At 29.4% G+C, this 26,256-nt stretch carries 23 protein-coding genes and 2 riboswitches; of the genes, 18 read left to right on the plus strand and 5 right to left on the minus strand.

The features are described 5' to 3' along the window. Positions 1–19: 19 nt before the first annotated feature. From RT714_RS06765 to RT714_RS06815, 11 genes are all read left to right on the plus strand, one after another. Positions 20–1,234, plus strand: a complete 1,215-nt coding sequence (locus RT714_RS06765; protein ID WP_313756818.1) for an RtcB family protein — start codon at positions 20–22, stop codon at positions 1,232–1,234. 79 nt (positions 1,235–1,313) lie between these two features. Next, positions 1,314–1,403, plus strand: a riboswitch (SAM riboswitch). Between the two features lie 66 nt (positions 1,404–1,469). After that, positions 1,470–1,578: riboswitch (SAM riboswitch) on the plus strand. Positions 1,579–1,659: 81 nt separating this feature from the next. After that, positions 1,660–2,922 (plus strand): O-acetylhomoserine aminocarboxypropyltransferase/cysteine synthase family protein, encoded by a 1,263-nt coding sequence (locus tag RT714_RS06770; RefSeq protein ID WP_313756819.1) that lies wholly within the window; start codon positions 1,660–1,662, stop codon positions 2,920–2,922. 3 nt (positions 2,923–2,925) lie between these two features. Next, complete coding sequence (locus RT714_RS06775) at positions 2,926–3,798, plus strand: homoserine O-succinyltransferase (protein WP_313756820.1); 873 nt, start codon at positions 2,926–2,928, stop codon at positions 3,796–3,798. Positions 3,799–3,815: 17 nt separating this feature from the next. After that, positions 3,816–5,045 (plus strand): homoserine dehydrogenase, encoded by a 1,230-nt coding sequence (locus tag RT714_RS06780; RefSeq protein WP_313756821.1) that lies wholly within the window; start codon positions 3,816–3,818, stop codon positions 5,043–5,045. 16 nt (positions 5,046–5,061) lie between these two features. Next, complete coding sequence (locus tag RT714_RS06785; protein WP_313756822.1) at positions 5,062–6,252, plus strand: aspartate kinase; 1,191 nt, start codon at positions 5,062–5,064, stop codon at positions 6,250–6,252. 262 nt (positions 6,253–6,514) lie between these two features. Continuing rightward, entirely contained in the window at positions 6,515–6,916 is a 402-nt protein-coding gene (locus RT714_RS06790) for a metal-dependent transcriptional regulator (protein WP_313756823.1), read from the plus strand. Positions 6,917–6,919: 3 nt separating this feature from the next. Then, on the plus strand, positions 6,920–7,849 hold the full coding sequence (locus tag RT714_RS06795) for a metal ABC transporter solute-binding protein, Zn/Mn family (RefSeq protein WP_313756824.1): 930 nt from the start codon (positions 6,920–6,922) through the stop codon (positions 7,847–7,849). A gap of 24 nt (positions 7,850–7,873) precedes the next feature. Next, positions 7,874–8,608: a metal ABC transporter ATP-binding protein gene (locus tag RT714_RS06800; protein WP_313756825.1), complete on the plus strand. Its 735-nt coding sequence runs from the start codon at positions 7,874–7,876 to the stop codon at positions 8,606–8,608. Between the two features lie 9 nt (positions 8,609–8,617). Continuing rightward, a complete protein-coding gene (locus RT714_RS06805; RefSeq protein ID WP_313756826.1) occupies positions 8,618–9,748 on the plus strand; it encodes an iron chelate uptake ABC transporter family permease subunit in 1,131 nt (376 codons plus the stop codon). Further along, positions 9,748–10,866 carry a metal ABC transporter permease gene (locus tag RT714_RS06810; RefSeq protein WP_313756827.1) on the plus strand — a complete coding sequence of 373 codons (1,119 nt, stop codon included), beginning with the start codon at positions 9,748–9,750 and terminating at the stop codon, positions 10,864–10,866. Before RT714_RS06805 ends, RT714_RS06810 begins: the two co-directional genes overlap by 1 nt. Before the next feature lie 45 nt (positions 10,867–10,911). Further along, the gene (locus tag RT714_RS06815; RefSeq protein ID WP_313756828.1) at positions 10,912–11,415 is read left to right on the plus strand and encodes a dihydrofolate reductase; all 504 of its coding nucleotides are present in this window, start codon (positions 10,912–10,914) and stop codon (positions 11,413–11,415) included. A gap of 53 nt (positions 11,416–11,468) precedes the next feature. Here RT714_RS06815 and ytaF read toward each other — a convergent pair whose 3' ends face one another. After that, the gene (ytaF, locus tag RT714_RS06820) at positions 11,469–12,089 is read right to left on the minus strand and encodes a sporulation membrane protein YtaF (RefSeq protein WP_313756829.1); all 621 of its coding nucleotides are present in this window, start codon (positions 12,087–12,089) and stop codon (positions 11,469–11,471) included. Positions 12,090–12,251: 162 nt separating this feature from the next. Here ytaF and RT714_RS06825 point away from each other — a divergent pair, with 162 nt between their 5' ends. The 5 genes from RT714_RS06825 to RT714_RS06845 all read left to right on the plus strand — a co-directional run bounded on the left by RT714_RS06825 (position 12,252) and on the right by RT714_RS06845 (position 17,898). Beyond that, the gene (locus RT714_RS06825) at positions 12,252–13,199 is read left to right on the plus strand and encodes a calcium/sodium antiporter (protein ID WP_313756830.1); all 948 of its coding nucleotides are present in this window, start codon (positions 12,252–12,254) and stop codon (positions 13,197–13,199) included. Positions 13,200–13,237: 38 nt separating this feature from the next. Further along, a complete protein-coding gene (gene glmS / locus RT714_RS06830; protein ID WP_313756831.1) occupies positions 13,238–15,064 on the plus strand; it encodes a glutamine--fructose-6-phosphate transaminase (isomerizing) in 1,827 nt (608 codons plus the stop codon). Positions 15,065–15,091: 27 nt separating this feature from the next. After that, positions 15,092–16,264 (plus strand): hypothetical protein, encoded by a 1,173-nt coding sequence (locus RT714_RS06835; protein ID WP_313756832.1) that lies wholly within the window; start codon positions 15,092–15,094, stop codon positions 16,262–16,264. A gap of 49 nt (positions 16,265–16,313) precedes the next feature. Next, complete coding sequence (locus tag RT714_RS06840) at positions 16,314–16,841, plus strand: YcxB family protein (RefSeq protein WP_313756833.1); 528 nt, start codon at positions 16,314–16,316, stop codon at positions 16,839–16,841. A 463-nt stretch (positions 16,842–17,304) separates the two neighbouring features. Continuing rightward, positions 17,305–17,898: a manganese efflux pump MntP family protein gene (locus tag RT714_RS06845; RefSeq protein ID WP_313756834.1), complete on the plus strand. Its 594-nt coding sequence runs from the start codon at positions 17,305–17,307 to the stop codon at positions 17,896–17,898. Positions 17,899–17,992: 94 nt separating this feature from the next. Here RT714_RS06845 and RT714_RS06850 read toward each other — a convergent pair whose 3' ends face one another. After that, complete coding sequence (locus RT714_RS06850; RefSeq protein WP_313756835.1) at positions 17,993–20,122, minus strand: methyl-accepting chemotaxis protein; 2,130 nt, start codon at positions 20,120–20,122, stop codon at positions 17,993–17,995. A gap of 162 nt (positions 20,123–20,284) precedes the next feature. Then, positions 20,285–21,475, minus strand: coding sequence for a coenzyme F420-0:L-glutamate ligase (locus RT714_RS06855; protein WP_313756836.1), 1,191 nt, complete (start codon positions 21,473–21,475; stop codon positions 20,285–20,287). Between the two features lie 110 nt (positions 21,476–21,585). Between RT714_RS06855 and RT714_RS06860 the strand changes: the two genes are divergently transcribed. Then, positions 21,586–22,470 carry a LysR family transcriptional regulator gene (locus tag RT714_RS06860; RefSeq protein ID WP_313756837.1) on the plus strand — a complete coding sequence of 295 codons (885 nt, stop codon included), beginning with the start codon at positions 21,586–21,588 and terminating at the stop codon, positions 22,468–22,470. Between the two features lie 25 nt (positions 22,471–22,495). Here RT714_RS06860 and RT714_RS06865 read toward each other — a convergent pair whose 3' ends face one another. Beyond that, positions 22,496–23,818: a glutathionylspermidine synthase family protein gene (locus RT714_RS06865; protein ID WP_313756838.1), complete on the minus strand. Its 1,323-nt coding sequence runs from the start codon at positions 23,816–23,818 to the stop codon at positions 22,496–22,498. Beyond that, a complete protein-coding gene (locus tag RT714_RS06870) occupies positions 23,815–25,119 on the minus strand; it encodes a glutamate-cysteine ligase family protein (RefSeq protein ID WP_313756839.1) in 1,305 nt (434 codons plus the stop codon). The genes RT714_RS06865 and RT714_RS06870 overlap by 4 nt, the downstream gene beginning before the upstream one ends. Positions 25,120–25,278: 159 nt before the next feature. Here RT714_RS06870 and RT714_RS06875 point away from each other — a divergent pair, with 159 nt between their 5' ends. Further along, positions 25,279–26,256, plus strand: a complete 978-nt coding sequence (locus RT714_RS06875) for a diaminopimelate dehydrogenase (RefSeq protein ID WP_313756840.1) — start codon at positions 25,279–25,281, stop codon at positions 26,254–26,256.

Genomic DNA, 26,256 nt, shown 5'->3' on the forward strand with positions numbered 1-26,256 from the left:
TAAATATAGAGGTGACTAAATGGAGTTAAAAGGAAAATATAATATAGCTAAAGTATTTACAGACAATTTAGAAGACGGAGCAAGAGAACAAATAATAGAGTTATTAAATCAAGATTTTATAGAGGACTCAAAGGTTCGAATAATGCCGGATGTTCATCAAGGTATGGGCTGTGTAATAGGTTTTACTGCTAATATGGGAGATAAGGCAATACCTAATATTGTGGGAGTGGACATAGGATGTGGCATGCTAACTGTTGAACTTGGCAATATAGATATGGACTTACCAAGATTAGACGATATAATAAATAAAAAGATTCCTTCTGGAAAATCCACACATATGGAAAGAAAGTTTAAATTTGATAAATTCAATGATTTATACTGCTTTAGGGATTTGAAGGATACTAAAAGAATAGAAAGAAGCATAGGAACCTTAGGTGGTGGCAATCATTTTATAGAAGTTGGAGTAGATAGTAAGAACAATAAATATTTAGTAATTCATTCAGGCAGTAGAAATCTAGGGAAGCAAGTTGCTGAAATTTATCAAAAATTAGCAATAGATTTATGTAGTGGGAAAGGTGATTATTTTATTAAAAGGGAAGAAATAATTGCTAGTTATAAAGCAGAAGGCAGGAGAAAAGAAATAAAGAAAGTTTTAGAGGAACTAAAGAAGGAATACGATGAACTTAAACCTAAATATCCTAAATCCTTATGTTATTTAACTGGAGAATATAGAGAAAAGTATTTACATGATATGAAGATATGTCAAGAATATGCAAGTTTAAATCGTGAAATGATAGCAGATATTATATTAAATAATTTATTTGGAAAAGGACTTAATGAATTTAACTATTTTGAAACCATCCATAACTATATAAACTTCAAAGATAATATTATAAGGAAAGGTGCTATATCCGCCTATGAAGGAGAAAAGATTTTAATTCCTATGAATATGAGAGATGGCTCTATAATTGCAGTTGGAAAGGGTAATGCTGATTGGAACTATTCTGCTCCCCATGGAGCAGGAAGACTTATGAGCAGAAATGTTGCAAAGGAAGTAATTACTATGGATAAGTTTAAGAAAAGTATGGAAGGCATTTATTCTACTTCAATAAATGAACATACATTAGATGAAAGTCCTTTTGCATATAAACCAATGGAGGAAATAGTGAATAATATTGCTGAAACTGCAGAGATAGTAAATATAATAAAGCCAATTTATAATTTTAAAGCGTAAAAGATAATTAATAAAATATTTTTTGCTGTTGACATATTTAATTTTATATGCTAATATCATTTTAATAATTTAATAGTTTTCCTTATCAAGAGTTAGGGTAGAGAATTAGCTCTATGACCCTACGCCAACCTGCCATTAGGCAAGGTGGTTCTGCTAATGCCGATAAGATGATTTAATAGAAAATCAACCTTCTTAGCATTAGCTAAGAAGGTTTTTTAAATTACAATTTAATATTTTCTTATCTAGAGAGGTGGAGGGACTGGCCCGATGAAACCCGGCAGCAATTTTAAGCTATAAGCTTAAAAAATGTGCTAATTCCTGCAGTGAAAGCTGAGAGATAAGAAGTGGAGTTTTATATCCTTTTATATTATAAATCCCTTCTTATCTAGAAAGGGATTTTTTAATTATAAAAGGAGGAATAAAAAATGAAAAAAGAAACTATTTGTGTGCATGGAGGATATAATCCAAGGTCAGGAGAACCGAGGGTTTTTCCAATAATTCAAAGTACAACCTATAAATATGAAGATCCAGATTATTTGGCAGATTTATTTGATTTAAAACAGGAAGGACATATGTATAGTAGAATCAGCAATCCAACAGTTGCTGCTTTAGAAGAGAAAGTAAGTATATTAGAGGGAGGAGTAGGTGCTTTAGCTGTGGCATCTGGTCAGTCAGCTACTTTAATAGCCATACTCAATATATGTAAAAGCGGAGATCATATATTAGCATCATCCAATATATATGGAGGTACTTTTACACTGCTGTCAGTTACTTTAAAAAAATTAGGAATAGATGTAACCTTTGTTGATCAAGACTTGGAACTAGAAGAATTTATTAAATATGTTAGACCAAATACAAGGGCAATTTTTGCAGAATCCATAAGTAATCCATCTCCTAAGGTATTGGATTTTGAAAAGTTTTCTAACTTGGCCAAGAAGGTAGATTTACCACTTATTATTGATAATACTTTTCCAACGCCATATTTATGTAGTCCATTTGAATATGGAGCTAATATAATAATTCATTCAGCTACTAAGTATTTAGATGGGCATGCTACATCTGTTGGAGGGGTAATAGTCGATGGAGGAAACTATAATTGGGATAATGGAAAGTTTAAAGAATTAACTGAGCCTGATCCAGCGTATCATGGTATTCAATACGTTAAGGAATTTAAAGAAAAGGCCTATATTACAAAAGCAAGAGTACAGCTTTTAAGAGACTTAGGCAATTGTTTAAGCCCTTTTAATGCATTTTTAATAAATCTAGGTATAGAAACCTTACATTTAAGAATTAAAAGACATAGTGACAATGCCTTAGCATTAGCAAAATATTTAGAATTTCATCCTAAGATAAGTTGGGTTAATTATCCCAAGCTAGAATCTAATAATAATTATAAATTGGCAGAAAAATATTTACCATTAGGTGCTTCGGGAATATTAGCATTTGGTATTAAAGGAGGAAAAGAGGCCGCTAAAGAATTTATTAAGAATATAAAATTAACTGGCTTAGTAATACATTTAGGAGAAGTAAGAACATCAATACTTCATCCAGCAACTACTACTCATAGACAGTTATCAGATGAAGAACTAGAATTAGCAGGTATAAGTGGAGATATGATAAGAGTTTCTGTTGGAATTGAGAATATTGAAGATATAATAAAAGATTTTGAAACAGCATTGGGGAATTAAAATATGGGATTGATAATTCATAGAAATATTTCAGCAATAGAACGGCTGATTAAAGACAATATAGATATTAATTATAAAAGTAATCTCAAGGGTTTACCAAAGACATTAATATTAAACTTAATGCCTAATAAAACAGAAACTGAATATCAGTTATTAAAAATACTAGGAAATAGTTTTATAGATGTACAGGTGGATTTCTTATATACAAAAACATATAAACCTAAAAATATAGATCTAAATTATCTAGAAGAAACTTATAAAACATTAGATGAAGTAAGGAATACAAATTATGATGGGATGATAATAACCGGTGCTCCCTTAGAATTTGTAGATTTTAATGAAATATCTTACTGGGAAGAGTTAAAGGATATAATAGATTATTCTAATAAACATATTAAATCCACCATCTATTTATGTTGGGCAGTAGCAGCAGGATTATATTATAATTACAAAATACCTAAACATACAATTCATAAAAAGATAAATGGCATATTTAACCATGAGATTTTAAATGAAAATTCTTTATTACTTAAAAATTGTGGAGAAAAAATAATTTCTCCGCATTCTAGGTACTTTGAAATTAGGGAAGAGGACATAGAAAGCTTCCAAGGATTAGAAATTCTATCTAAGTCAAATGATTCAGGAATATATATAGTAGCTCAAGTAGAAGGGAAGGAAATATATATTACAGGTCATCCAGAGTATGGAGAGGATACTTTAAGCAATGAATATAGAAGGGATATAGATAAAGGATTATTACCGAATTTACCTAAAAATTATTTTCCCAATGATGATTTTAATTTATTGCCTAAAAATACATGGGGAGATCATTCACAAATTTTAATAGATAACTGGTTACGATACTATTTAATATAAGAAAGGGGAGAGAGGCGATGCTAAATATTGGATTGTTAGGATTGGGAACAGTGGGAACGGGAATTGTTCAGATATTAGAAGAAAGAAAACAATACCTAGAAAACCTAGTAAAACAAGAAATTAATATATCTAAGGTTTTGGTGAAGGATATAGATAAAAGACGGGACATTAAAATAAATAAAGAGAAACTGACTACAGATATTTATGAAATAATTGAAGATGATAATATTGATTTAATTATTGAAGTTATGGGGGGGTTAGATAAACCCTATTATTGTATAAAAGAAGCATTGAATAAAGGGAAAGATGTTATAACAGCTAATAAAGCTGTAGTTGCAAAATATTTAGAGGAATTAACAGAACTAGCAAAAGAAAGAAATAAGTCCTTTTTGTATGAAGCCAGTGTAGGTGGTGGAATGCCAATTATAAAACCTTTAAAAGAACAGATAAATATAAATGAAATACAAGAAATAAAAGGGATATTAAATGGCACATCTAATTATATACTGACAAAGATGACATCTGATAACTTAGATTTTGAAGATGCATTAAAGATAAGTCAAGGCTTAGGATATGCAGAGACAAATCCTATTGATGATATTGAAGGCTATGATACTAGAAGAAAACTTAGAATTTTATCAACTATTGCATTTAAAGATAAAATAGATGAAGAAAATATTTCCTGTTATGGTATTAGCAGTATAAATTGTGATGATATAAGAAATATAAAAGGAATGAATAGTACAGTTAAGTTATTAGGCACAGCAGTTGTAAGTGACAATAAATATTATGCTAATGTTGAACCAGTTATTTTAAATCAAAATTCTTATTTTGGAAAGGTTGATAATGCAAATAATTTGGTTTCTTTTGTAGGAGATGTAGTTGGAGAATTAAGATTTTTTGGTGAAGGTGCAGGTAAATTTCCTACAGCTAATGCAATAGTAAGTGATTTAATAGATATTACAGCTAATACTTATCCAAGAAATTGTATTTGGAAAAATAAGAATTTAAACAATATAAATCAGTTATATGAAGGTAAATATTATATGAGAATTACTACGGAAAAAGAAATCAAGGATAAAATAGAAGGATATATAATTGATAATAGAATTACAGAAAATATAATTGAAAATAAAGATAGTATTGCATTTACTACTAAATCCATATTAAGAAAGAAATTAGAAAAAGTAGTTGAGACTTTTATGATAAATTCACAAGATTATTTTATTGCAAGATTAGAAGTGTAAAAAAGGGCGTGATTTCGTGATTGTTCAAAAATATGGTGGCAGTTCAGTAGCAACTACTGAAAAAATTATTCAGATAGCTAAAAAGATTACTGAAAGGAAGGAATTCACTAAAGATATCATAGTTGTAGTTTCAGCTATGGGAAAAAATACGGATATTCTTATTGAATTATCTAAAGGAATATCTTTAAACCCGTTGGATAGGGAGTTAGATGTTTTATTATCTACAGGTGAGCAGCAAACAATAGCCTTACTTTCTATGGCATTAAATAATTTAGGGTGTAAAGCTGTTTCGTTAACTGGAGTTCAAGCCAGAATAAATACTAAGGGAAGTCACACTAGATCAAGTATAGTAGATATTGAAGAAGATGTAATAAAAAAATATTTAAAAGAAGGAAATGTAGTAGTTATAGCAGGGTTTCAAGGAATTAATCAAGAAGGAGATATTACAACTTTAGGAAGGGGAGGATCAGATACTACTGCTGTGGCTTTGGCAGCTAAGTTTAATTGCCCTTGTGAGATATATACAGATGTAGACGGAGTATATTCAATAGATCCTAATGTATATAAAAAGGCTTCCAGAATCCCAAAGTTAAGCTATGATATTGGTTTAGAAATGACTAGATTAGGTGCCAAGGTAATTGATAAAAGGGCATTAGCCCTAGGGAAAAAGTTTGGCGTACCAATATGTATTGGAAATAGTTTTGAAAATGAAATTGGAACAATAATAGGGGATGATAGTATGGAAGAATTAAAAGTTTTATCTTTAGTTGCAGACGATAGTCAAATAGAAGTAAAGATAAAGAATATACCTAATAAAATAGACAATTTGTCTAATATATTTAAGATACTAGGTAAATATGATCTGGATATTGGAATGACGGAAAATAATTTAACAGATAAGAATTTAAATATTTCTTTTATATGTTCTAAAGAATACACTAAGTTGTTTTCACCTATAAAAAAAGAGATAGTAAGAGATATAGATAGATTTGTAGAGGTGGAAGTCAATAATACTACAAGGGTATCTATAATAGGTACTGGACGAATAAATCAGGCAGAAGTTACTTCAAAGATATTTGATTTAATAAAAGAAACCAATGTAAAATATAAAAAATTATGTACATCAGAATTAAGTTTATCATATTTTTTTGAGGGAGGAGAGATAAAAGAATTAATTAATGGATTGGCACAGGCTTTTAACTTATAATAAAATGAAATTTACAGGGCAATTTTGAAATGATTATTTTAATTTAGTAAATGAATTTATTATGGATAGAATAAAAAAACTCATAACCATGATATGCTCCCCTTGTAGTAGACAGCTAAAATAATAAAACTGTGGACTATAAGGGGAGTAGTTTTGATGGAAGTTTTTTAATATCTTATTAAATACTGTGTTAAGAGCAAAAAAAGGGGTATTATATAAATAAGTTAGGCATGCCTAACATTTACCAATATGGAGGAAGATTATGAACATAAGTAAGGAAGATTATTTAAAAGTCATTTATGAACTAGGTGGGGAGAATGATTTAGTTAGTAACAAGGATATAGCTACAAAACTTGATATATCTGCTCCTTCTGTATCGGAGATGATAAAAAAGTTGTTACAAGATGGATATGTTGAGTATACATTATATCAAGGTATAAGGCTTACAAAATATGGAACTAAAGAAGCTAAAAAAATTAGAAACAGGCATCTTCTATGGGAGTTTTTTCTAGTAGAGAAGCTGGGATATAATTTGGATGAAATACATGAAGAAGCAGAGAAACTAGAACACGTAACCAGTGATATGTTAGAAGAAAGATTGGATAGATATTTGAATTACCCAAAGGAATGTCCTCATGGGTCAAAGATAATAAGGGAGGAATAAATAATGAAAAGAATATTAAGTTTGATTATGGTTTTATCTATTGTAATGGTCATGGCAGTAGGATGTGGAAATGGAAATGATGTTACAAATGATGATAAATATAAAGTCGTTGCAACGACTACTTTGATTGCAGACCTTGTGAATGTCATAGGTGGAGAGTATGTAAATGTTCAAGGGTTGATGGGGCCTGGAGTAGACCCTCATTTATATAAGGCAAGTGCTGGAGATGTTAAATTAATGCAAGATGCAGATATGGTAGTCTATAATGGGCTTCATTTAGAAGGAAAAATGGGAGATATATTTGAAAACATAGAAAATAGTAAAAAGCTGATTTTAGCAGTATCTCAAGATATTGATGAATCAAATTTTATTGATTTTGTCACCAGTCCTGGAAGTTACGATCCTCATATATGGTTTGATGTAAGTTTGTGGAAAGAGGCTGCCAGAACTGTAGCAATAGGGCTTAAGGAATTAGATGAGGAACATGGAAAGGAATTTGATTCTAATTTAGAAAAATATTTAGGAGAACTTGATGAACTTGAAAAATATATTCAACAAAGAATATCGGAATTACCTGAAGAAAAAAGAGTTCTCATAACAGCTCATGATGCTTTTAACTATTTTGGAAATGCTTACGGTTTTGAAGTAAAGGGACTGCAAGGTATAAGTACAGCCTCAGAAGCTGGAACATCTGATGTTAGTCAGTTGGCAAAGTTTATTGTAGAGCGTAGGATTAAGGCAATATTTGTGGAGTCATCAGTCCCAAGAAAAAGTATTGAAGCGTTGCAGGAAGCAGTAAAAGCTCAAGGATTTCAAGTGGAAATCGGTGGAGAACTTTATTCAGACTCTACAGGTGATATAGGAACCGATGCTGAAACTTATATAGGCACATTTAAAGCAAATATAGATACTATTGTTGATGCATTGAAATAATTGAGCAAGGGAGAGGAAATAAAAATGGATTACAATTATATAATAGAAGTTGAAGATATGACAGTAGCATATCAAGCAAAGCCTGTATTATGGGACATAGATCTTAATATTCCAAAATCTGTTTTAATGGCTATAGTTGGACCAAATGGTGCAGGAAAGTCCACTTTGATAAAGGCTATGCTGGATTTAATAAAACCTGTATCAGGGAATGTACTATTTAATGGTCAAAGTTATAAATCTCAAAGAAAACATATAGGATATGTACCTCAATCAGAAAGTGTAGACTGGGACTTTCCAGCTAATGTTTTAGATGTAGTTCTTATGGGAAGGTACGGAGAATTGGGATGGTTTAAACGTCCAAGGGAAGATGATAAAAAGAAGGCTAGAGAAGCCTTAGAAAAAGTAGGCATGATAGAGTTCGCAGATAGGCAGATATCGCAATTGTCTGGTGGACAGCAGCAGAGAATATTTCTTGCTAGAGCATTAGTTCAAGATGCAGATATATACTTTATGGATGAACCTTTTAAGGGAGTAGATGCTAAGACTGAGAAGGCTATAATAGCAATTCTAAAGGAGCTAAAGAAAAGAGGAAAAACCATAATAGTTGTTCATCATGATCTTCAAACAGTAGAAGAATATTTTGATTGGGTAGTATTGTTAAATACTCAAATCATAGCTAGTGGACCAGTTAATGAAGTTTTTACAGATGAAAATTTAAAGAAAACCTATAGAAGTACAGGTCAAATTTTAAAGAGGTAGGTGAGAATAGTGGTATTAAATCTTATTTTAACAGATTATACTTTGAGAATTGTATCATTAGGTTCTGCTCTTTTAGGTATAATATCTGGAGTATTAGGTAGTTTTGCCGTCATAAGGAAAGAAAGTTTATTAGGAGATGCTGTTTCCCACTCAGCATTACCAGGTATAGCATTAGCATTTTTAATGACTCAAACTAAAAGAACAGAAGTATTGCTATTAGGGGCTTTAATATCAGGATTATTATCCACATTCATTATTCTTGCCATAGTTAAATATTCAAGAATTAAGTTTGATAGTGCTTTGGCATTAATATTATCAGTCTTTTTTGGAGGGGGAATTGTTTTATTAACACATATCCAAAAAATACCTAATGCAAATCAAGCAGGATTAGAAAAATTTATTTTTGGTCAGGCATCTACTTTGCTTCAGAGAGATGTTAAGGTTATGGGAATACTGGGAATAGTTTTAATAACATTAACTATTATATTTTGGAAGGAATTTAAGATAGTATCATTTGATGGGGATTATGCAGAGAGTCTTGGTTTCTCTGCAAAAAGTATAACTACATTACTTTTCTTTATGATGGTAACGGCTATTATTATAGGGTTACAGACTGTAGGAGTTATTCTTATGAGTGCTATGCTTACAGCACCAGCAGTAGCTGCTAGGCAATGGACAAATAAACTATCTATTATGGTAATTTTATCAGCCATATTTGGAGCAATATCAGGGGTTATTGGTACTATATTGAGTTCAGTAGTTTCAAAACTGCCTACAGGGCCAATGATAGTAATAGTCATAAGTATAATAGTAATCTTTAGTTTAGGATTTGCACCTAATAGGGGATTGATATGGAAATATTTTAGGGATAGGAAGAAACAAAGAGAAATAAATGAAGATCAAGTATTGGTAAATCTTTATCGTCTAGCTATGAATCATGAGGATATAAATCATAGCCATGATATTTTCATAATCAAGCCAAATAAATCTAAGACAGGAAGAACTGTAAAGGAGCTTACAAGTAAATTAGAATCCCTAGGAAGCAGAGGACTTGTAAAAAAAGACTATTTTAATAAATGGGCAATTACCGAAAAGGGTTTAGAATATGTGGAAAATCATTTTAAAAAGGAGGAGATATAATGTCACCACAATTAGAAATTCAAATTATAGCAGTTATAGTTGCAGCAGCATGTTCTCTTCCAGGAGTATTTTTAGTACTACGAAAAATGTCCATGATGTCAGATGCTATAACCCATACGATTTTATTGGGTATAGTAATTGGATTTTTTATAACCAATAGCTTAACATCTCCAATTTTAATATTGGGGGCTGCTCTTATGGGCGTATTTACTGTATTTTTAACTGAGATGCTAAATAGTACTAAATTGGTATCCGAGGATTCAGCCATAGGAATTGTATTTCCATTGCTTTTTAGTATAGCCATAATAATTATATCAAGATATGCTGGCTCAGTTCATTTGGATACAGACTCTGTATTATTAGGAGAGCTTGCATTTGCACCCTTTGACCGTCTGAAAGTATTTGGAGCAGATATAGGAGCAAAATCTATGTATTCTATGGGAATTATCCTAATAATAAATCTTTTATTTGTAATAATATTCTTTAAGGAGCTTAAAATAGTGACCTTTGATCCTGCACTAGCAACTGTTTTAGGATTTTCACCTGCATTAATACATTATAGTTTAATGACTATTGTGTCAATAACTGCTGTTGGAGCATTTGAATCAGTAGGTTCTATTTTAGTAATTGCTTTTATGATAGGCTCTCCAGTTACAGCATATCTTATTACAGATGATTTAAAAAACATGCTTATTTTAAGTGGTCTTATAGGTGGATTAAATGGAGTTCTAGGTTATCAGCTTGCTTCTATTTTAGACGTTTCCATAGCTGGATCTATGGCGTTGATGACAGGGATAATATTTATATTAGTTTTTGTATTTTCTCCTGGAAGAGGTCTTTTGACTACAATTAGTAGGAGAAAACGTCAAAGAGTAGAATTTGCAGAGAAATCTTTAATGTTTCATTTATATAATCATGAGGGTAAAGAGAATGAAGCTCTTGAAAGTGGAATTGATACCATTAAAAAACATCTAGATTGGAATGAACAGTTTTTAAAATCAATTATAAAGGAATTAAAAAGAGAGGAGAAAATCTATATACAAGAAGATATAATTAAATTAACTGAATCAGGACGTCAATATGCTATAAAAAGTTATGAGGAAATAGTATCAGGATAAATATAATCTAAAACTATATCAGACAAACAATTAATAGGAGGAAATATGATTTTAATATTCGCAGTAGATAATAATTGGAATATTGGATATGATGGAGATTTACTATATAAAATATCAGAAGACTTAAAAAGATTTAGAAGATTAACTGAAGGTAATATAATTATAATGGGAAGAAAGACATTTGAATCCTTACCAGATAAAAAGGCATTACCTAATAGGATAAATATTGTAATTACTAGAGATAAGGAATATAGAGCAGAAGGTGTAAGAGTAATTAATTCCTTGGAAAAACTCTTTCCACTATTAAAGGAGTTAAACCCTAATAATGAAATGGAAAATTTTATAATAGGAGGAGGGGAAATTGCGAAGCAGACTATCTCCTATTGTAACAAGGCTTATATAACTAAAATCTTTAAAACCTTTGAAAATGCAGATGCTTTCATTCCAAACTTAGATTTACTTGATGATTGGAACATAGTAAAGGAATCAGATATATATAAACAGGATGATTTAGAATATAAATATGTAGATTATATTAGAGTTAAATAAATATTCCCTACAACTTTTTAGTTGTAGGGAATATTTATTTAGGATTTATAGACTTAAATTAGTTTTAATAGTCCTAGTATTATCAATATAATTCCTGATAGCCAAGATAAATTTATCTTAGTTTTTTCAACGATCTTTTTACCAATGAACAATCCACTCCAAATGGAAAGCATACCAATAATTAAGGACAATCCTATTACTTGTAAGTAATTGATATTGCCTAAACTACTTCCAAAACCAACAGCTAGGGAATCTAAGGAAAGAGCTGTTGCAAGATATAGGGCTTCTTTAGAGTCAAGGTTTTTTGATAGATTAAAGTCTGCTTTAGTTTCATCAACATATACATCTATAACAAACCATATATCAAATAATTTTATTTTAACTTTTTCATTTTCTTTCAATTTGTTTTCTAAATATGATTTAAAAATACTTTCAAATAAATAATATATTCCAAGTAATATGAGTATAGTAGCACCTAAGATTAAGGCAATGCTTTCAGGGAGTACTTTTCTTATTTGAATTCCAAAAAAAATGGACAATGCTAAAAAGGTTGCACAAACAATATCAATAATTAATATTGATTTGAAAGGCATTTTTATCTTATTTGTCCCATAAGCAATACTAGCCATAAAGGCATCTAAAGATAATGCTAATACTAATAATATATTTTCCACATTGAGCACCTCTATTATTTTGAACTATTATTATTTTATTCAGATTGGAAATAACTGTTACCACAATATGGTAAAAGGAAGTGTCTGGTAATAATAAAAAACTTATCCAAATATAAATATAAAGTAGTATATTAAAGAATAAATAAGTTATAGGGGGATAATATGAATATCATTTTTACTTTATTATTATTTATTATTGGATTAATAATGATAGTTAAAGGTGGAGATTGGTTTTTAGATTCCACCGTCTGGATTGCGGAAAAGACGGGAATTTCCTTTGGGATAATAGGTGCTACTATAGTCAGTATAGCTACTACATTGCCAGAACTTTTAGTTTCAACTTTATCAAGTAAGGAAGGCTTCACAGACATGGCAGTAGGTAATGCATTAGGCTCATATATATGTAATATAGCATTTATTATTGGGATATGTGCCTTGATAAAACCAATAAGGATTAAGGATGATTTCTTTGGCATCAAAGGAGCAATGATGTTTGGATATCTAGCTGCTTTCTATTACTTTGCATCTGATGGAGTGATTAGCCATATAGAAGGGAAGATTTTATTACTGTTAATCTTACCATTTATTTTAATAAATATTTTTGAGCATAAGAATGAAAAAGGAAATGCTAAAAAAAGGGATCAAAAAGATATCAAAAAGGTAGAAGTATTTTCAAATGCTGCTAAATTTGCAGTAGGTTCATTTCTTATTGTCTATGGTGCAAATATATTGGTAAAGACTGGTGTGGAAATAGCAAATCTCTTGAGAATTCCCAAGCAAGTGGTTAGCTTAACTTTACTTGCAGTAGGAACGTCTTTGCCTGAATTTGTAACAGCTGTAACAGCTACTATAAAAGATAAGCAAAACATATCCGTAGGAAATATAATAGGAGCAAATATATTAAATATGACTATAGTTATGGGAGTATCGACTTTAGTTAGCAATAGAGGTCTTATTATATCAAATCAAACTTTGAGTTTAGATGTTCCTATGGGTACAGCAGTAACACTAATGTTTATATTAGTTGGAATATTTCGTGAAAGAATAGGAAGATTTACGGGAATACTATTACTAGCTTTGTACATAGGATATTTATTTATATTGTTTTAAAAAATTCACACAAATAAAATAAATTAGGAGGCTATAATATGTGTGGAATAGTAGGATATATTGGAAATAAAGATGCACAGGAAGTAATATTGCAAGGATTAGAAAAACTAGAATACAGAGGATATGATTCATCAGGTATTGCAGTAAATGGAAATGATCATATTAAATTTAAGAAATTAAAAGGCAGACTTTCAGTATTAGAGGATTATTTAAAAGAGAATCCATTAATAGGAAGCGTAGGAATAGGTCATACAAGATGGGCAACCCATGGAGCACCGTCAGATGTAAACTCCCATCCCCATCTAAATGAAAAAGAAACTATAGCAGTAGTACACAATGGAATAATAGAAAACTATAACGAGCTTAGAGAAGAATTGCTGAAAAAGGGATATAAATTTAAGTCTCAGACAGATACAGAAGTAATAGTACATTTATTAGATAGTCTTTATGATGGCGATTTGCTTAGTACAGTATTTAAAACTGTGAATATGCTTAGAGGAGCATATGCTTTAGGGATTATCTCATCAAATAATCCTGATGAATTAGTTGCCGTTAGAAAAGAAAGTCCATTAGTAGTGGGCTTGGGGCATGGTGAAAATTTCATAGCGTCAGATATTCCAGCATTGCTAAAATATACTAAGGATGTATATTTTTTAGAAAATGGAGAGATTGTTTATTTAACAAAAGACAATGTTAAAATCTATGATGAAAATAGAAATGAAATAAAAAGAGAGAAGTTTACAGTAAACTGGAATATTGAAGCTGCTTCAAAAGGTGGATACCCCCATTTTATGCTTAAAGAAATCTATGAACAGCCATTGGCAATTAAGGAAACTTTACTAAGAAGACTTGATGGCAATGGAAGAATAAAATTAGATGATATTAATCTAACAAAGGAAGAATTAGATAAGATTACCAAGATTTATATTGTAGCTTGTGGTACGGCTTATCATGCAGGTTTAGTAGGAAGATATGTAATAGAAAAACTTACTAATATTCCTGTGGAGCCTGACGTAGCATCAGAATTTAGATATAGAGATCCATTTATTGATGAGAATACTTTGATTATAGCAGTTAGTCAGTCAGGAGAAACTGCAGATACTCTTGCAGCCATTAGAGAGGCGAAGAAAAAGGGGGCAAGAATTCTTTCAATTACCAATGTACTAGGTTCATCTGTAGCTAGAGAATCAGATGATGTATTCTATACCTGGGCAGGACCAGAGATTGCTGTTGCATCAACAAAGGCATATACTACACAATTGGTGGCTTTATATATGGTTGCACTTTATATGGCAAATATTAAGGATAGTATTACAGAAGATTACTACTTTGATATAATTGAAAGGATTAAGGAATTACCAGAAAAGGTAAAGAATATCCTTAAAGATGTCGATGGAATAAAGAGAATAGCAGAAGTAATTAAGGATAAAAATAGCGTTTTTTATATAGGTAGGGGATTAGATTATCAGACTTCTATGGAAGGAGCCCTAAAATTAAAGGAGATTTCTTATATCCATACAGAAGCTTTTGCAGCAGGAGAGTTAAAGCATGGAACCATAGCCTTAATTGAAAAAGGAACTCCTGTTATTGGGGTAGCTAGTCAAGATTATTTATATGAAAAGATGGTTTCAAATATACAAGAAGTAAAGGCTAGAGGAGCAACTACTATTTCTATAATAAAAGAAGGATTAGATAAAAGTTTAAATCATGCTGACTATACTATTTATATTCCAGAAGTTGATAATATATTGGCACCAGTTTTAACAGTTATACCTACTCAGCTACTTGCTTATTATACATCTGTTATAAAAGGAAATGATGTAGATAAGCCAAGGAATTTGGCGAAGTCAGTTACGGTAGAGTAGATAAAATAAGGTCTATGGGGGATAATCATGAATTATAATTATACAAAAACTAAAAAAGAAATAATAATAAAAAATCTAAAGCTATTGATAGATTATAAGACTTTAATAGCAATTATATTTTTAGCTGTAGGATATTTAAAGTCTTTTAACTATATATTTTTATTAGGTTCTATATATTTTGCATTGTATCTGATGGTTATAGTTAGGTCATTATTAAGCAAACACAAGATTATATCCTTGAACTTTATCATTGGAGAAGAGGAATTAATAGCTAAAGTAGAAAATAATCAATTGATATTTCCTTTTAGTGATATAAAAACAATGAAGGACAGTAGGCATAGCCTAATAATTAAGATGGATAAACGGTCTAAGGCATCTATTAATAGACTTGAAATTCCTTATGATTTAGAGGACAAGCATGTAGAATTTATAAAAGAATTAAAGTATAAATATGAAAATTATAAGCCAAAGGATAGAGCTGAGGAAAGCTTTGAAAAATCCATAATAGCATTTAAACTAAACCCTAGAAAAGATGTTATTAGATATATTAAATATTCTAAGAGGATTTATTTCAATATAGTTATTTCAATTATTTGCGTATTTCTTTCAATCATGTTAATAGACAAGCCACAAGCTAGTATTATGTTTATATCCATTTTTATCTTATCTTGGGCAGGATATTATATTGATTATAGAAGAATAAAAATAAAGGGAAACTTAATATGCTCAATTGAAAAGATAGATGATGAAAGTCTTGAAATCAAAGGAAGTGCATTTAAAAGTATTGCAAATATAAAGGACGTTAGGCTTTTAAATATAAATGACAAGGAATATATTATTAAAATTGAAGGAATAACAAATGATTCATATGTTTTTACTAAAGATGAGATAATAGTTGGAGATATAGATAATCTTGTTAATGTTATAGGTGAACCTTGTATAAGTATAAAGAGCCAAAAACTACCGTTTTTATCTATGATATTTGCAATAATAAGTATCCTCTGTATCCCTATGGTTCTTACTCCTTTAGGGACAGAATTATCCCTATATTGCAATATTATATTTTTTATAATTTCATTGATTCTTGTAATTATTGCACTAATTAAGAAAAATATAATTAAAAGATTTGCTTATATAGCTTTGTTTTCAGATTTGCTTTTATTGGTATTTTATATTCATATTATTATAGAAGTATGGTAGGATTTTACATATTGGGATAAAAGATTATGGAATAAGTTGAGGTGAAGATATGGATAATAAATTGTTCACAGTAAAGACTTCCATGACTAAGGAAGACTATCATAAGTTTTTATATATAGCAACATTTCGAAGAAGTAAGATAGTAATTCCCTTTATAGTTGCATTTGCTGCTTTAATCTCTGCATTACTTGCCTATGGGGAAGGACAGTTTAATGCAATGGAATTTTTTATATTTTGGATTTTACTTATATTTGTTTCATTTGCTACAGTAATTTTCAAGGTTGAAAGAAGAAATAAACAAAGAATAAAAACGGATAATACTGGAGTATTTAACTCTCAAGATACCTTGGATTTTTATGAAGATTTTTTAATTGTAAAGAACACAGCAATTGAAGGTCAATCTAAGATTAGATATAATCAGCTTTATCAAGTTTTAGAGTCGAAGGATTATTTTATAAATTATTTTAATATGAATCAGGCATCTTTAATAAGAAAAAAAGATATGGATGATGAAGTTATTGAAAAGTTAAAAAACTTATATCAAAAAGAAATGGGAAATAAATACAGAAGAATATAAATTAGGTAAATACCATGTAATATATAATATAAGTTAAATTATTTATAACAATACTTGCACTATATATGGGTTGTTGAAAGATTCTTTTTTAAAAGGAATAGGAAAACTCTGCTTTTTTCAATCTGTAACTTAATAAATTAGCTAAACTAATAAATTCTCAATTCAGCTATTCAACAAGCTATATATAATAAATATAAGGTTTTTCATTAGTTTATAATTATATATGATATTTTAAAATAACAACTAATAAGGTTTGAATATAGTATTGACAGTAGTAGTATTGTTCTATATACTTAATTGATGAGATAAGGGAGTAGTTGGCACAATAAAAATTGTGTAATAAAGTCAACATACTGATAAAATTTATCTGGCTTTATTTTAAATAATGAGACTTGTCTGCAGGAGAAAACTGCAGATAAGTCTTTTTTTTATTAAAAAGTTAAAGGACAAAGGAGAATGGAAGATGAGTTTATTTGAATTATTTATTATTGCAGTTGGTTTGTCAATGGATGCATTTGCAGTATCTATCTGTAAAGGGCTGTCTATGAATAAGATTAGCATTAAAAAGGCTGGAATTGTAGGGCTATATTTTGGAACATTTCAAGCAGGAATGCCTTTAATAGGATATTTTCTCGGAGTAAGGTTTCATGATAAGATTACATATTTGGATCATTGGATAGCATTCATATTACTTGTATTAATTGGATTAAATATGATTCGAGAGTCAAGAAATTGTGAATGTGAAATTGAAGATTGTTCTGGATCTCATAATAGTATAGATTATTCTCTCAAATTCAAAAATATGTCTGTTTTAGCAATTGCAACAAGTATTGATGCTTTAGCAGTAGGAATCACTTTTGCATTTCTTAATGTAAATATTACTCCAGCAGTTTCGTTTATTGGAATTGTTACCTTCACATTATCAATGATTGGTGTTAAGATAGGAAATGCATTTGGAAATAAGTGTAAATCAAAAGCTGAACTTGTAGGCGGGTTAATTTTAATATTCATGGGTTCTAAAATTTTGCTTAGTCATATGGGAATAATAAATTTTTAGAAAGTTAGTAATTAATTTTGCCAAAACTATGTTATTCATAAAGATAGTTTTGGCAAAATTTTATTATGGGTAATGGATTTTATATGAAACTATATTAATTTTCTGTTAGTTTTATTTTATTAATTAAACTATATAGACTATCTGCTAGTTCTGATAAAGAGTCTGTTGAACTAGTTAATTCACTCATTGAAGCCATTTGTTCTTCTGTAGCTGCTGAAACATCATTAATTTCTATAACAACTTCTTTAGTGATTGTTTCCGTTCTAATCATTGAATTCATAGCATTGTAAAGATTATCTTCAACATTATTTAAGGTTATGGTGCTTTCATTCATTTCCTTAACTACACTATTGAATATTGTTGCCATTTCATCAAAAACTATCTTTGTTTCATTTACAGTTGTAATACCTTTATTGATTTCGCAATCACTATATTCCATACTTTGATTTGCATAAGAAATAATATCTTGATTATTTTTAATTAGTTTATTTATTTCATTAGTAGAAGATTTTGTTTGATCGGCTAGAAGTCGAATTTCTTCAGCTACAACAGCAAAGCCTCTTCCATACTCACCAGCTCGGGCAGATTCTATTGCTGCATTTAGTGCTAGTAAATTAGTTTTTTCTGCTATTTTTTCTATTATTATTAGTATTCTATCCATTTCCTTGGAGCTAATATTGATATCTTTTAGTGAACTCTTTACTTTTTCTGAACTATTATTAATATTTATCATTTGTCCAATTAATCCATCAATGGATTCTTTGCCTTTATAGGCATTAGAATGAGCCTTATCATTAAGAAACTTTATATCCTTTATTTGTTCCAATACAAGGTTGAAGCTATTATTTACATTTTTTATTTCATTTGATACCCTAAGTATTTCCTTTAATTGAATATTAGCTTTAGAATTTATATTATTTGCTGCTTCAGCAACTGAATTTGATGATGCAAAGGATTCTTGGGTGATAGCAGCTAATTTAACAGATGAAGAAGATAATGAGTGAGATGAGGTTTGAATTTCAGCAGCGAAAAATTTAATATTGTTTATTACAGATTGGATTGCTTTAGCCATTATACCAATCTCATCTTTTCTATTCCTCATTTTTTCATCTATGGAAAAACTAAGATCTAATTCAGCCAAGCTTGTAGTTTGATTGCTAATACTCACTATTCTATTAGATAGATTTTTAGATATAAAATAAGATGATATTATACCAAATATAAGAGCTAATAAACTTATAGAAGGTAAATAAGAGTTTAATTTATCTAATTCTGATAGAATTTCTTTTTCCGTAATATGAACTAATATTGTCCATCCTTTCGATGGAATTGGAGCATAACCTATATATATTTTCTCACCATTTTGCTTGTACCAATCTATTCCAATATTTTTCCCTTTAATTTCCTGTAAGATATTATCTATCCTTTTCTTTGAATCTTCATCAACTTCACCAATGGAGTCTTTGAAACCTATTTTAGTATTTTCATTTTGTTTAATTATTTCTAGAGTAGGATGAGATATTACATTTATATTTTCATCTATTATATACGCATAACCTGTTTTACCAATATGTACATCTTGGGCAATACCATAGAATTCTTTAGCATCTTTATATGCTACTATTACTCCCACTACCTTTCTATCGTGTTTTAAGGGAGCTGCCATAGCAATATCTACTTGTCCAGATTCTTCTCTATAAAATGGTGCAGAGAAAGATGGAAGTCCTAGGTTAGCTTGTTTAAAGAACCAAAGATTACTAATATCTACTGTTTTATTATTATCTAATCTAAGATATCCCTCTGTACTAGCTATACCAATGTTTGATAAATTAAGCCTTTTTTTTTCTGCCTGAAGATACTCTATTTTTTCTTCCCATGAATTATCTATATTACTTAATAGCTCTAAGGAACCTAAAGAATCAATTGAAATTAAATAATTCTTAATTCGTTCATCTACTATAAGACCTGAATCATGAGCTTTGTTGAGAAGTAATTCTTTTGATGTGTTTATTAGAGAATTTTTTGCAATTATATAGGCTGTTAAGCTAATTGTTCCAGATAGTAATATAATAATCAATATAACTGTAATTAATAATGAAGTACCTATTTTTCTAAATTTAAATAATTTGTTAAAACAAGAACCTATGTTTTCAAATTTAGATAATTTATTAAAATTATTAACTAAATTTTTAAGTTTAGACCTTAATAGATTAAGAACTTTCAACTATATCATCTCCTTAGAATGACTTTATTAACAATTATTTCTTAGGTTAATCTTAACATTTCAATGTTAAAACTATGTTAAAAAATACCAAGCTAATATTAAGTATAGGTAAATTTTAGAAATATAAAAACTGCCAATCTAATTAGATTGACAGTTTTTAATTTATTTTATATAATTATCAAAATATCCTTGAATATAAATTATAGGGGTTCCTTTATCTCCACTACCAGAAGTTAAATCTGATAAGGATCCAATTAGATCAGTAAGTCTTCTGGGAGTAGTTCCTTGGGATGCCATGTTTCCAACAAGCTCTGATTCTTTATTCTCAATATATTTAGAGATAGCTTTCTTTAACTCCTCACCTCTTAAGTCAGCAAAATCGTTATCAGCCAGATACTTTAGTTTTACTTCAGAAGGAGTTCCTTCTAATCCTGATGTATATGCAGGAGAAACTACAGGATCAGCTAATTCCCAAATCTTGCCCACTGGATCTTTAAAAGCACCATCTCCATATATCATGACCTCAACTATTTTACCTGTTTTTTCTTTAATTGATTCTTGTATTTTATCCACAATAGGTTGACAATCTCTAGGAAATAATTTTATTTTATCTTCTGTTGATTTATTTGAACCAAGCAAACCATATTTTTCATTATATCCACTACCATCTGTTGAATAACTAAGAATATCATCAAGACCATAGATATTTTTTCCGCCATTTTCTTTTAACAATCTTTTAGTTCTAAATCTAGTATGAATATCACAAGCAATTACATTTTTTGTATAATTTAAAATAGTCTTTGGATCATTAGAAAATATTATTTCACAATCAATACCATATTCAGATATTAGGGATTTATAATATTCAATATAATCTACACCAGTAAAGGGATGTAAAGTATATCCAAAGTATTCCCTGAATTCTTTTTCATTCAATACATCTGTCCAAGGATTTACTCCCTTTACATCAAGTATATCCATATCTACTAAATGATTACCCACTTCGTCAGAAGGATAACTTAACATAAGAACTATTTTTTTTGCACCTTTAGCAATACCTCTTAGTATAATGGCAAAACGGTTACGGCTTAGAATAGGAAATACTAGACCTATGGTTTCATCACCAAACTTTTCCCTTATGTCATTTGCAATAGCATCAACGCTGGCATAATTTCCTTGAGCACGTGCAACTATAGATTCCGTTAGCGTAACAATATCTTTGTCCTGAATTTTAAAACCTTCTATCTCTGAAGCTTTCATTACACAATTAACCACTATATCTGCGATATCATCCCCTTCTTTAATAATAGGGGCTCTTAGACCTCTAACTACAGTACCTACTATTCTTTCCATTTATATCGCTCCTTTTAATATCCTATTTGATATCTTACACATTTAATATATAATATATTATGGTATAAGTAAAATAAATATCTAGTATAATAGATATAAGGAGTGATTATATGTCTATTAGGTTGGAACTTTATAGAATATTTGATAAGGTGGCAAAATGTAAGAGCTTTTCAAAGGCTGCTAATGAACTATATATGACACAGCCTGCCATAAGTCAAGCCATAATGCAATTGGAAGATGAACTGAAAATTAGACTTTTTACTAGGACACCTAGGGGAGTAATACTTACTAATGAAGGGAAGATACTATTTGAATATACTAATTCTGCAATTAGTTTATTAGACAATGGTGAAAAGAAAATAAGACAATCTAGAGATTTAAAGCAAGGGGAATTGAAAATAGGAGTTAGCGATACAATTTCTAGATATTACTTATTACCTTATGTAGAAAAATTTCATAAAGCTTATCCAAATATTAAGTTAAAAATAATTAATCAAACTACAGATGAACTTTGTAAATTAATAAAATCAGGGGAAATTGATATTGGAATATGTAACTTACCAATAAAAGATAATTCCTTAGATATAAAAAGATGTAAGGATATACAAGATATTTTTGTATTTGGTGAAAGATATAAAGATATGGTTACAAATTCCATTACCTATGAAGAACTGTTAGGATATCCCTTAATATTTTTAGATAATAGGTCTAAGACTCGACAATATGTAGAAGGATATTTATTTTCTAAAGGTATAAAAATAAATCCAGAAATTGAATTAGGCTCACATGATTTATTATTGGAATTTGCAAAAGTAGGATTAGGATTAGCCTGTGTAGTTAGAGAGTTTTCGGAAAATTATTTGTTAGAAGGAAGTCTGTATGAGTTAAATCTTGTTGAGGATATTCCCAAGAGAGGTATTGGGATTTGCTCATTAAAGGGAGTTTCATTATCTCCTTCATCTGAAAAATTTATAGAATATCTTGATATAAAATAAAGTTAGATAAAAATCTAACTTTATTTTATGGTTTTACTAAAATATTTGGCAGAGTATAATAGTCTGTTATTCCTGATATTATATTGTTTTTTCCTATTCTAGTATATATTCCTGCAAATTTTTCTTTATACATAAATAATCCGACTATAGACTTAAAGTCTTCTACCTTTAGACTTTCATTTTCAAAGACTATATGCTCTCTAGTAAATGGTTCAAAGAATTCTTGATAAAGGTAATCTTTTTCCCAGGATTCATCTAATCTTTTTTTCCATTCATCTTGGGTTAAATCTCTACCAGCATATACTCCCCTTGAAGCATTTAAATCTAAAGGTTTCATAATATACTTATCTTTATTATTTAAAACCTTATTATATACTTCTTTATCTCCTTTAAAGAGTCCAGTTACTGGGATATGTTTCTTTATAAATTCTCTTTCATCTTCTGATAAAAACTCTAGAGTATCCTCATCGTGTAAAATCTTAAATATTATCTTATTGTGGATTATTTGAGATCTAATAGAGCCTATTGAGCAAAATGCTTTGTTTCTATATGCTTCAATAAAATCTGGTATTTCATTGGCTTTTTCTATTAATTCAAAGGTAACAATTCTTCTATATACTAAATCTATTCTATAATCTTTAAAATATAGATGTTCATCTTTGTATTTTAAATCCCTAGGATCAGCTATTATGGCATTATATCCTTTCCTAATAAAAGCATCTTTAAATACTTCAAATTCTTTAGATGTACCAGATTCTGTAAAATCAACTATTGCTACATTGGGCTTTTCTATTTTACTATTCCATTTTCTAAATATACTAATACTATCTTCAACCCATTTATCTATTAATTCAAATAAAGATAATTTATATTTTTTTCCAAAGTCCTTTAGTCCCTTTGTTTCTAAGAGGATATTTCCTATGGTATTATCTTCATTCATAGCTGAAGAGCCATCTGTATTTAATTCACAGAACTTGAAATTATCTAAATCTTTGTAGAAAATATCAAATCTGCCTATAGGAACATTAATATCATATCCATTATCTATAAGTATAAGTTCTTCTAGAAGGGGACTATATTCAAATTTTTTTCTGAACTCCTTTGAGTCGAGATATTTTTGTGTTACCTTATTTGTTATGGATATTAAGATGTCACCAATTTTATTAAAGTTTTCTACATCTTTTTCCGTATAAAACATTGGGTGGTAGAGAAAAGGTACTGGTTTACCCTTGTATATTGCAGTGGAGTTCTTTACTTTTTCCATGGCTGTTTTATAATCTATAATATAACTTTCTGGATTAGATTTAATTAAGTCTATATATTCCTCATTTATGTCCTTATAATTCATTTTCTCACCTCAAATATATTATTCAATAAGCACCAACTCAAAGATTTCTTTTTACCATCTTTAAGTTTCTCCTTAGTAATCTCATAAGGATTTTTATTATCATTTATCATCTTCTCAAGAGGTAGAATATATTTAATTTCGTCTGGATTTAACCCTTCTTTTCCCAATTTTACTAACCATTTACCTGTTTCAAGAACAGTTTTATCTTTAAATTTGCCTTCTAATCCATTTTTTATAATATCTTCCTTAGATTTTTTTATATCTTCTATGGTTATATCTTTAATATATTCATATGCTTTATCTAGGCTTTTCTCATTGTAGAAGATACCCTTTAATAAGGCTACTGCTGAAAAATTTAAAGGATATGGGATTGAATCCATCATTCGTATTTCAATATATTTTTTAGTTCTTACATCTGGGAAAAACATGGTTAGCAGATGTTCTAATTCATTTTCATGGTAGTCATTAGGATTGAACAACTCCTTTACCTTTTTTTCTCCTGTTGGAATTACTTCTTTGTCTTTAAATATAAAGATTGGTGGTCTGTTTAAAATATATTCTGCATATTTTTCATAGCTAAAATCATCTTCCAGTGCATTATCTACTATTCCTGACCTATCATCATCACAGTTATTCCATATATAAGCTCTTAAACCATGTTTATTCCATATATCTCCTTCAAAATATAATGTATTATCAAATAATGCATATAATACTGGAGACAGTCCATTAGCTACTTTAAACTTTTTCTTATAATCTTCTTCATCTTTAAAATCTAGAGATATTTGTAGTGCAGCTGTGCCTTTCATCATATTATGAGCATGGCTGCCCTTAGTTTTAAAATAGTTGAACATAAAATCATATCTTTTTTTAGGCAATAGTTTTATATCCTCTATTTTGGTTTCAGGATGATAACCTGTAGTGATTAATCCTTGATTTTTCTTATTAAGGATTGGAATTATTTCTTCCATAAATTCTATATATTCTTTTTCAATATTTAATATATCTTTTTGAGCATCTATACTAAGTTCCAATTGACTTCCTGGTTCTAGGGTTATAATTTTATTTCCTTTATTTAATCCTAATATATATTCTCCTTCATAAACACCTTTCCAACCATTCTTCTCTAATTTTTTTAGGGTTTCAGCTACCCCATTTTTACCATAATAGGAGATGGTTTTTAAGGTATCCTTATCTATTACATAATGTTCAAATTCAATTCCGATTTTAAAATCTTCTGCTTTTTTTTCACTATTTTTAAAATACTTTACGATTTCTTTTACTTGTTTATTGTAATCCATCTATATTTCTCTCCCTTAGGTATTATGTATTTCCTGGTTCTAGATATAGTTACCCATAAATTATAATTTTAATAATATTATACTAATTTAACTATAATATTATAATATATGTATTAAAGTGATATAATTTTATATTATAATTTATTGTGGAGGTGTAATATGAAGAATAAAATAAGAATTGGAATAGTAGGGTATGGAAATCTTGGACATGGAGTTGAATTGGCAATTAGTCAAAATCCAGATATGGAGCTTATAGGAATATTTACGAGAAGAGAGCCTAATTTATTAAATACAAAATCTAATGTAATACATATTTCTAAAATATTGGATTTTAAGGATAAAATAGATGTAATGATTCTTTGTGGAGGCTCTGCAAAGGACTTGGATGAGCAATGCCCTATGGTAGCAAAAAAATTTAATACAGTAGATAGCTTCGATAATCATGGGAGAATTCCTGAATACTTTGAGAAAGTCAATAATATAGCATTAAAATCAAATAAGTTAAGTCTTATATCTGTTGGATGGGATCCAGGTCTTTTTTCTCTTAATAGATTATTAGGTCAATCAGTTTTACCTAATGGTAAGGATTATACATTCTGGGGTGAGGGAATAAGTCAAGGACATTCAGACGCTATTAGAAGAATAAAGGGTGTAAAAGGTGGTGTCCAATATACCATACCTGTTAAAGAGGTTTTAGATAAGGTTAGAAATTGTGAAGATATAAATGTTTCATCTTGTGAAAGGCATAAAAGAGTTTGTTATGTAGTATGTGAAGACAATGAGGATTTTCATAGAATAGAAAATGAGATAAAAACTATGCCAAATTATTTTGCAGAATATGATACTACTGTGCATTTTATTTCTGAAGAAGAGTTAGAGGAAAAACATAGCAAAATGCCTCATGGAGGATTTGTTATTAGAACAGGTATTACTGGACATGGTACTAAACAAAAGATGGAGTTTAATTTAAATCTTGAAAGCAATCCAGAGTTTACTTCATCAGTGTTAACCGCCTATGCTAGAGCAGTTTATAGAATGGCTTGTGAAGGCAAAACAGGTGCAATAACTATCTTTGATATTCCTCTAGGCTATTTATCTCCTAAGACAGGGGAAGAATTAAGAGAAGAATTACTATAG

The organism is Tissierella sp. (assembly GCF_032104385.1).
Lineage (GTDB): Bacteria > Bacillota > Clostridia > Tissierellales > Tissierellaceae > Tissierella.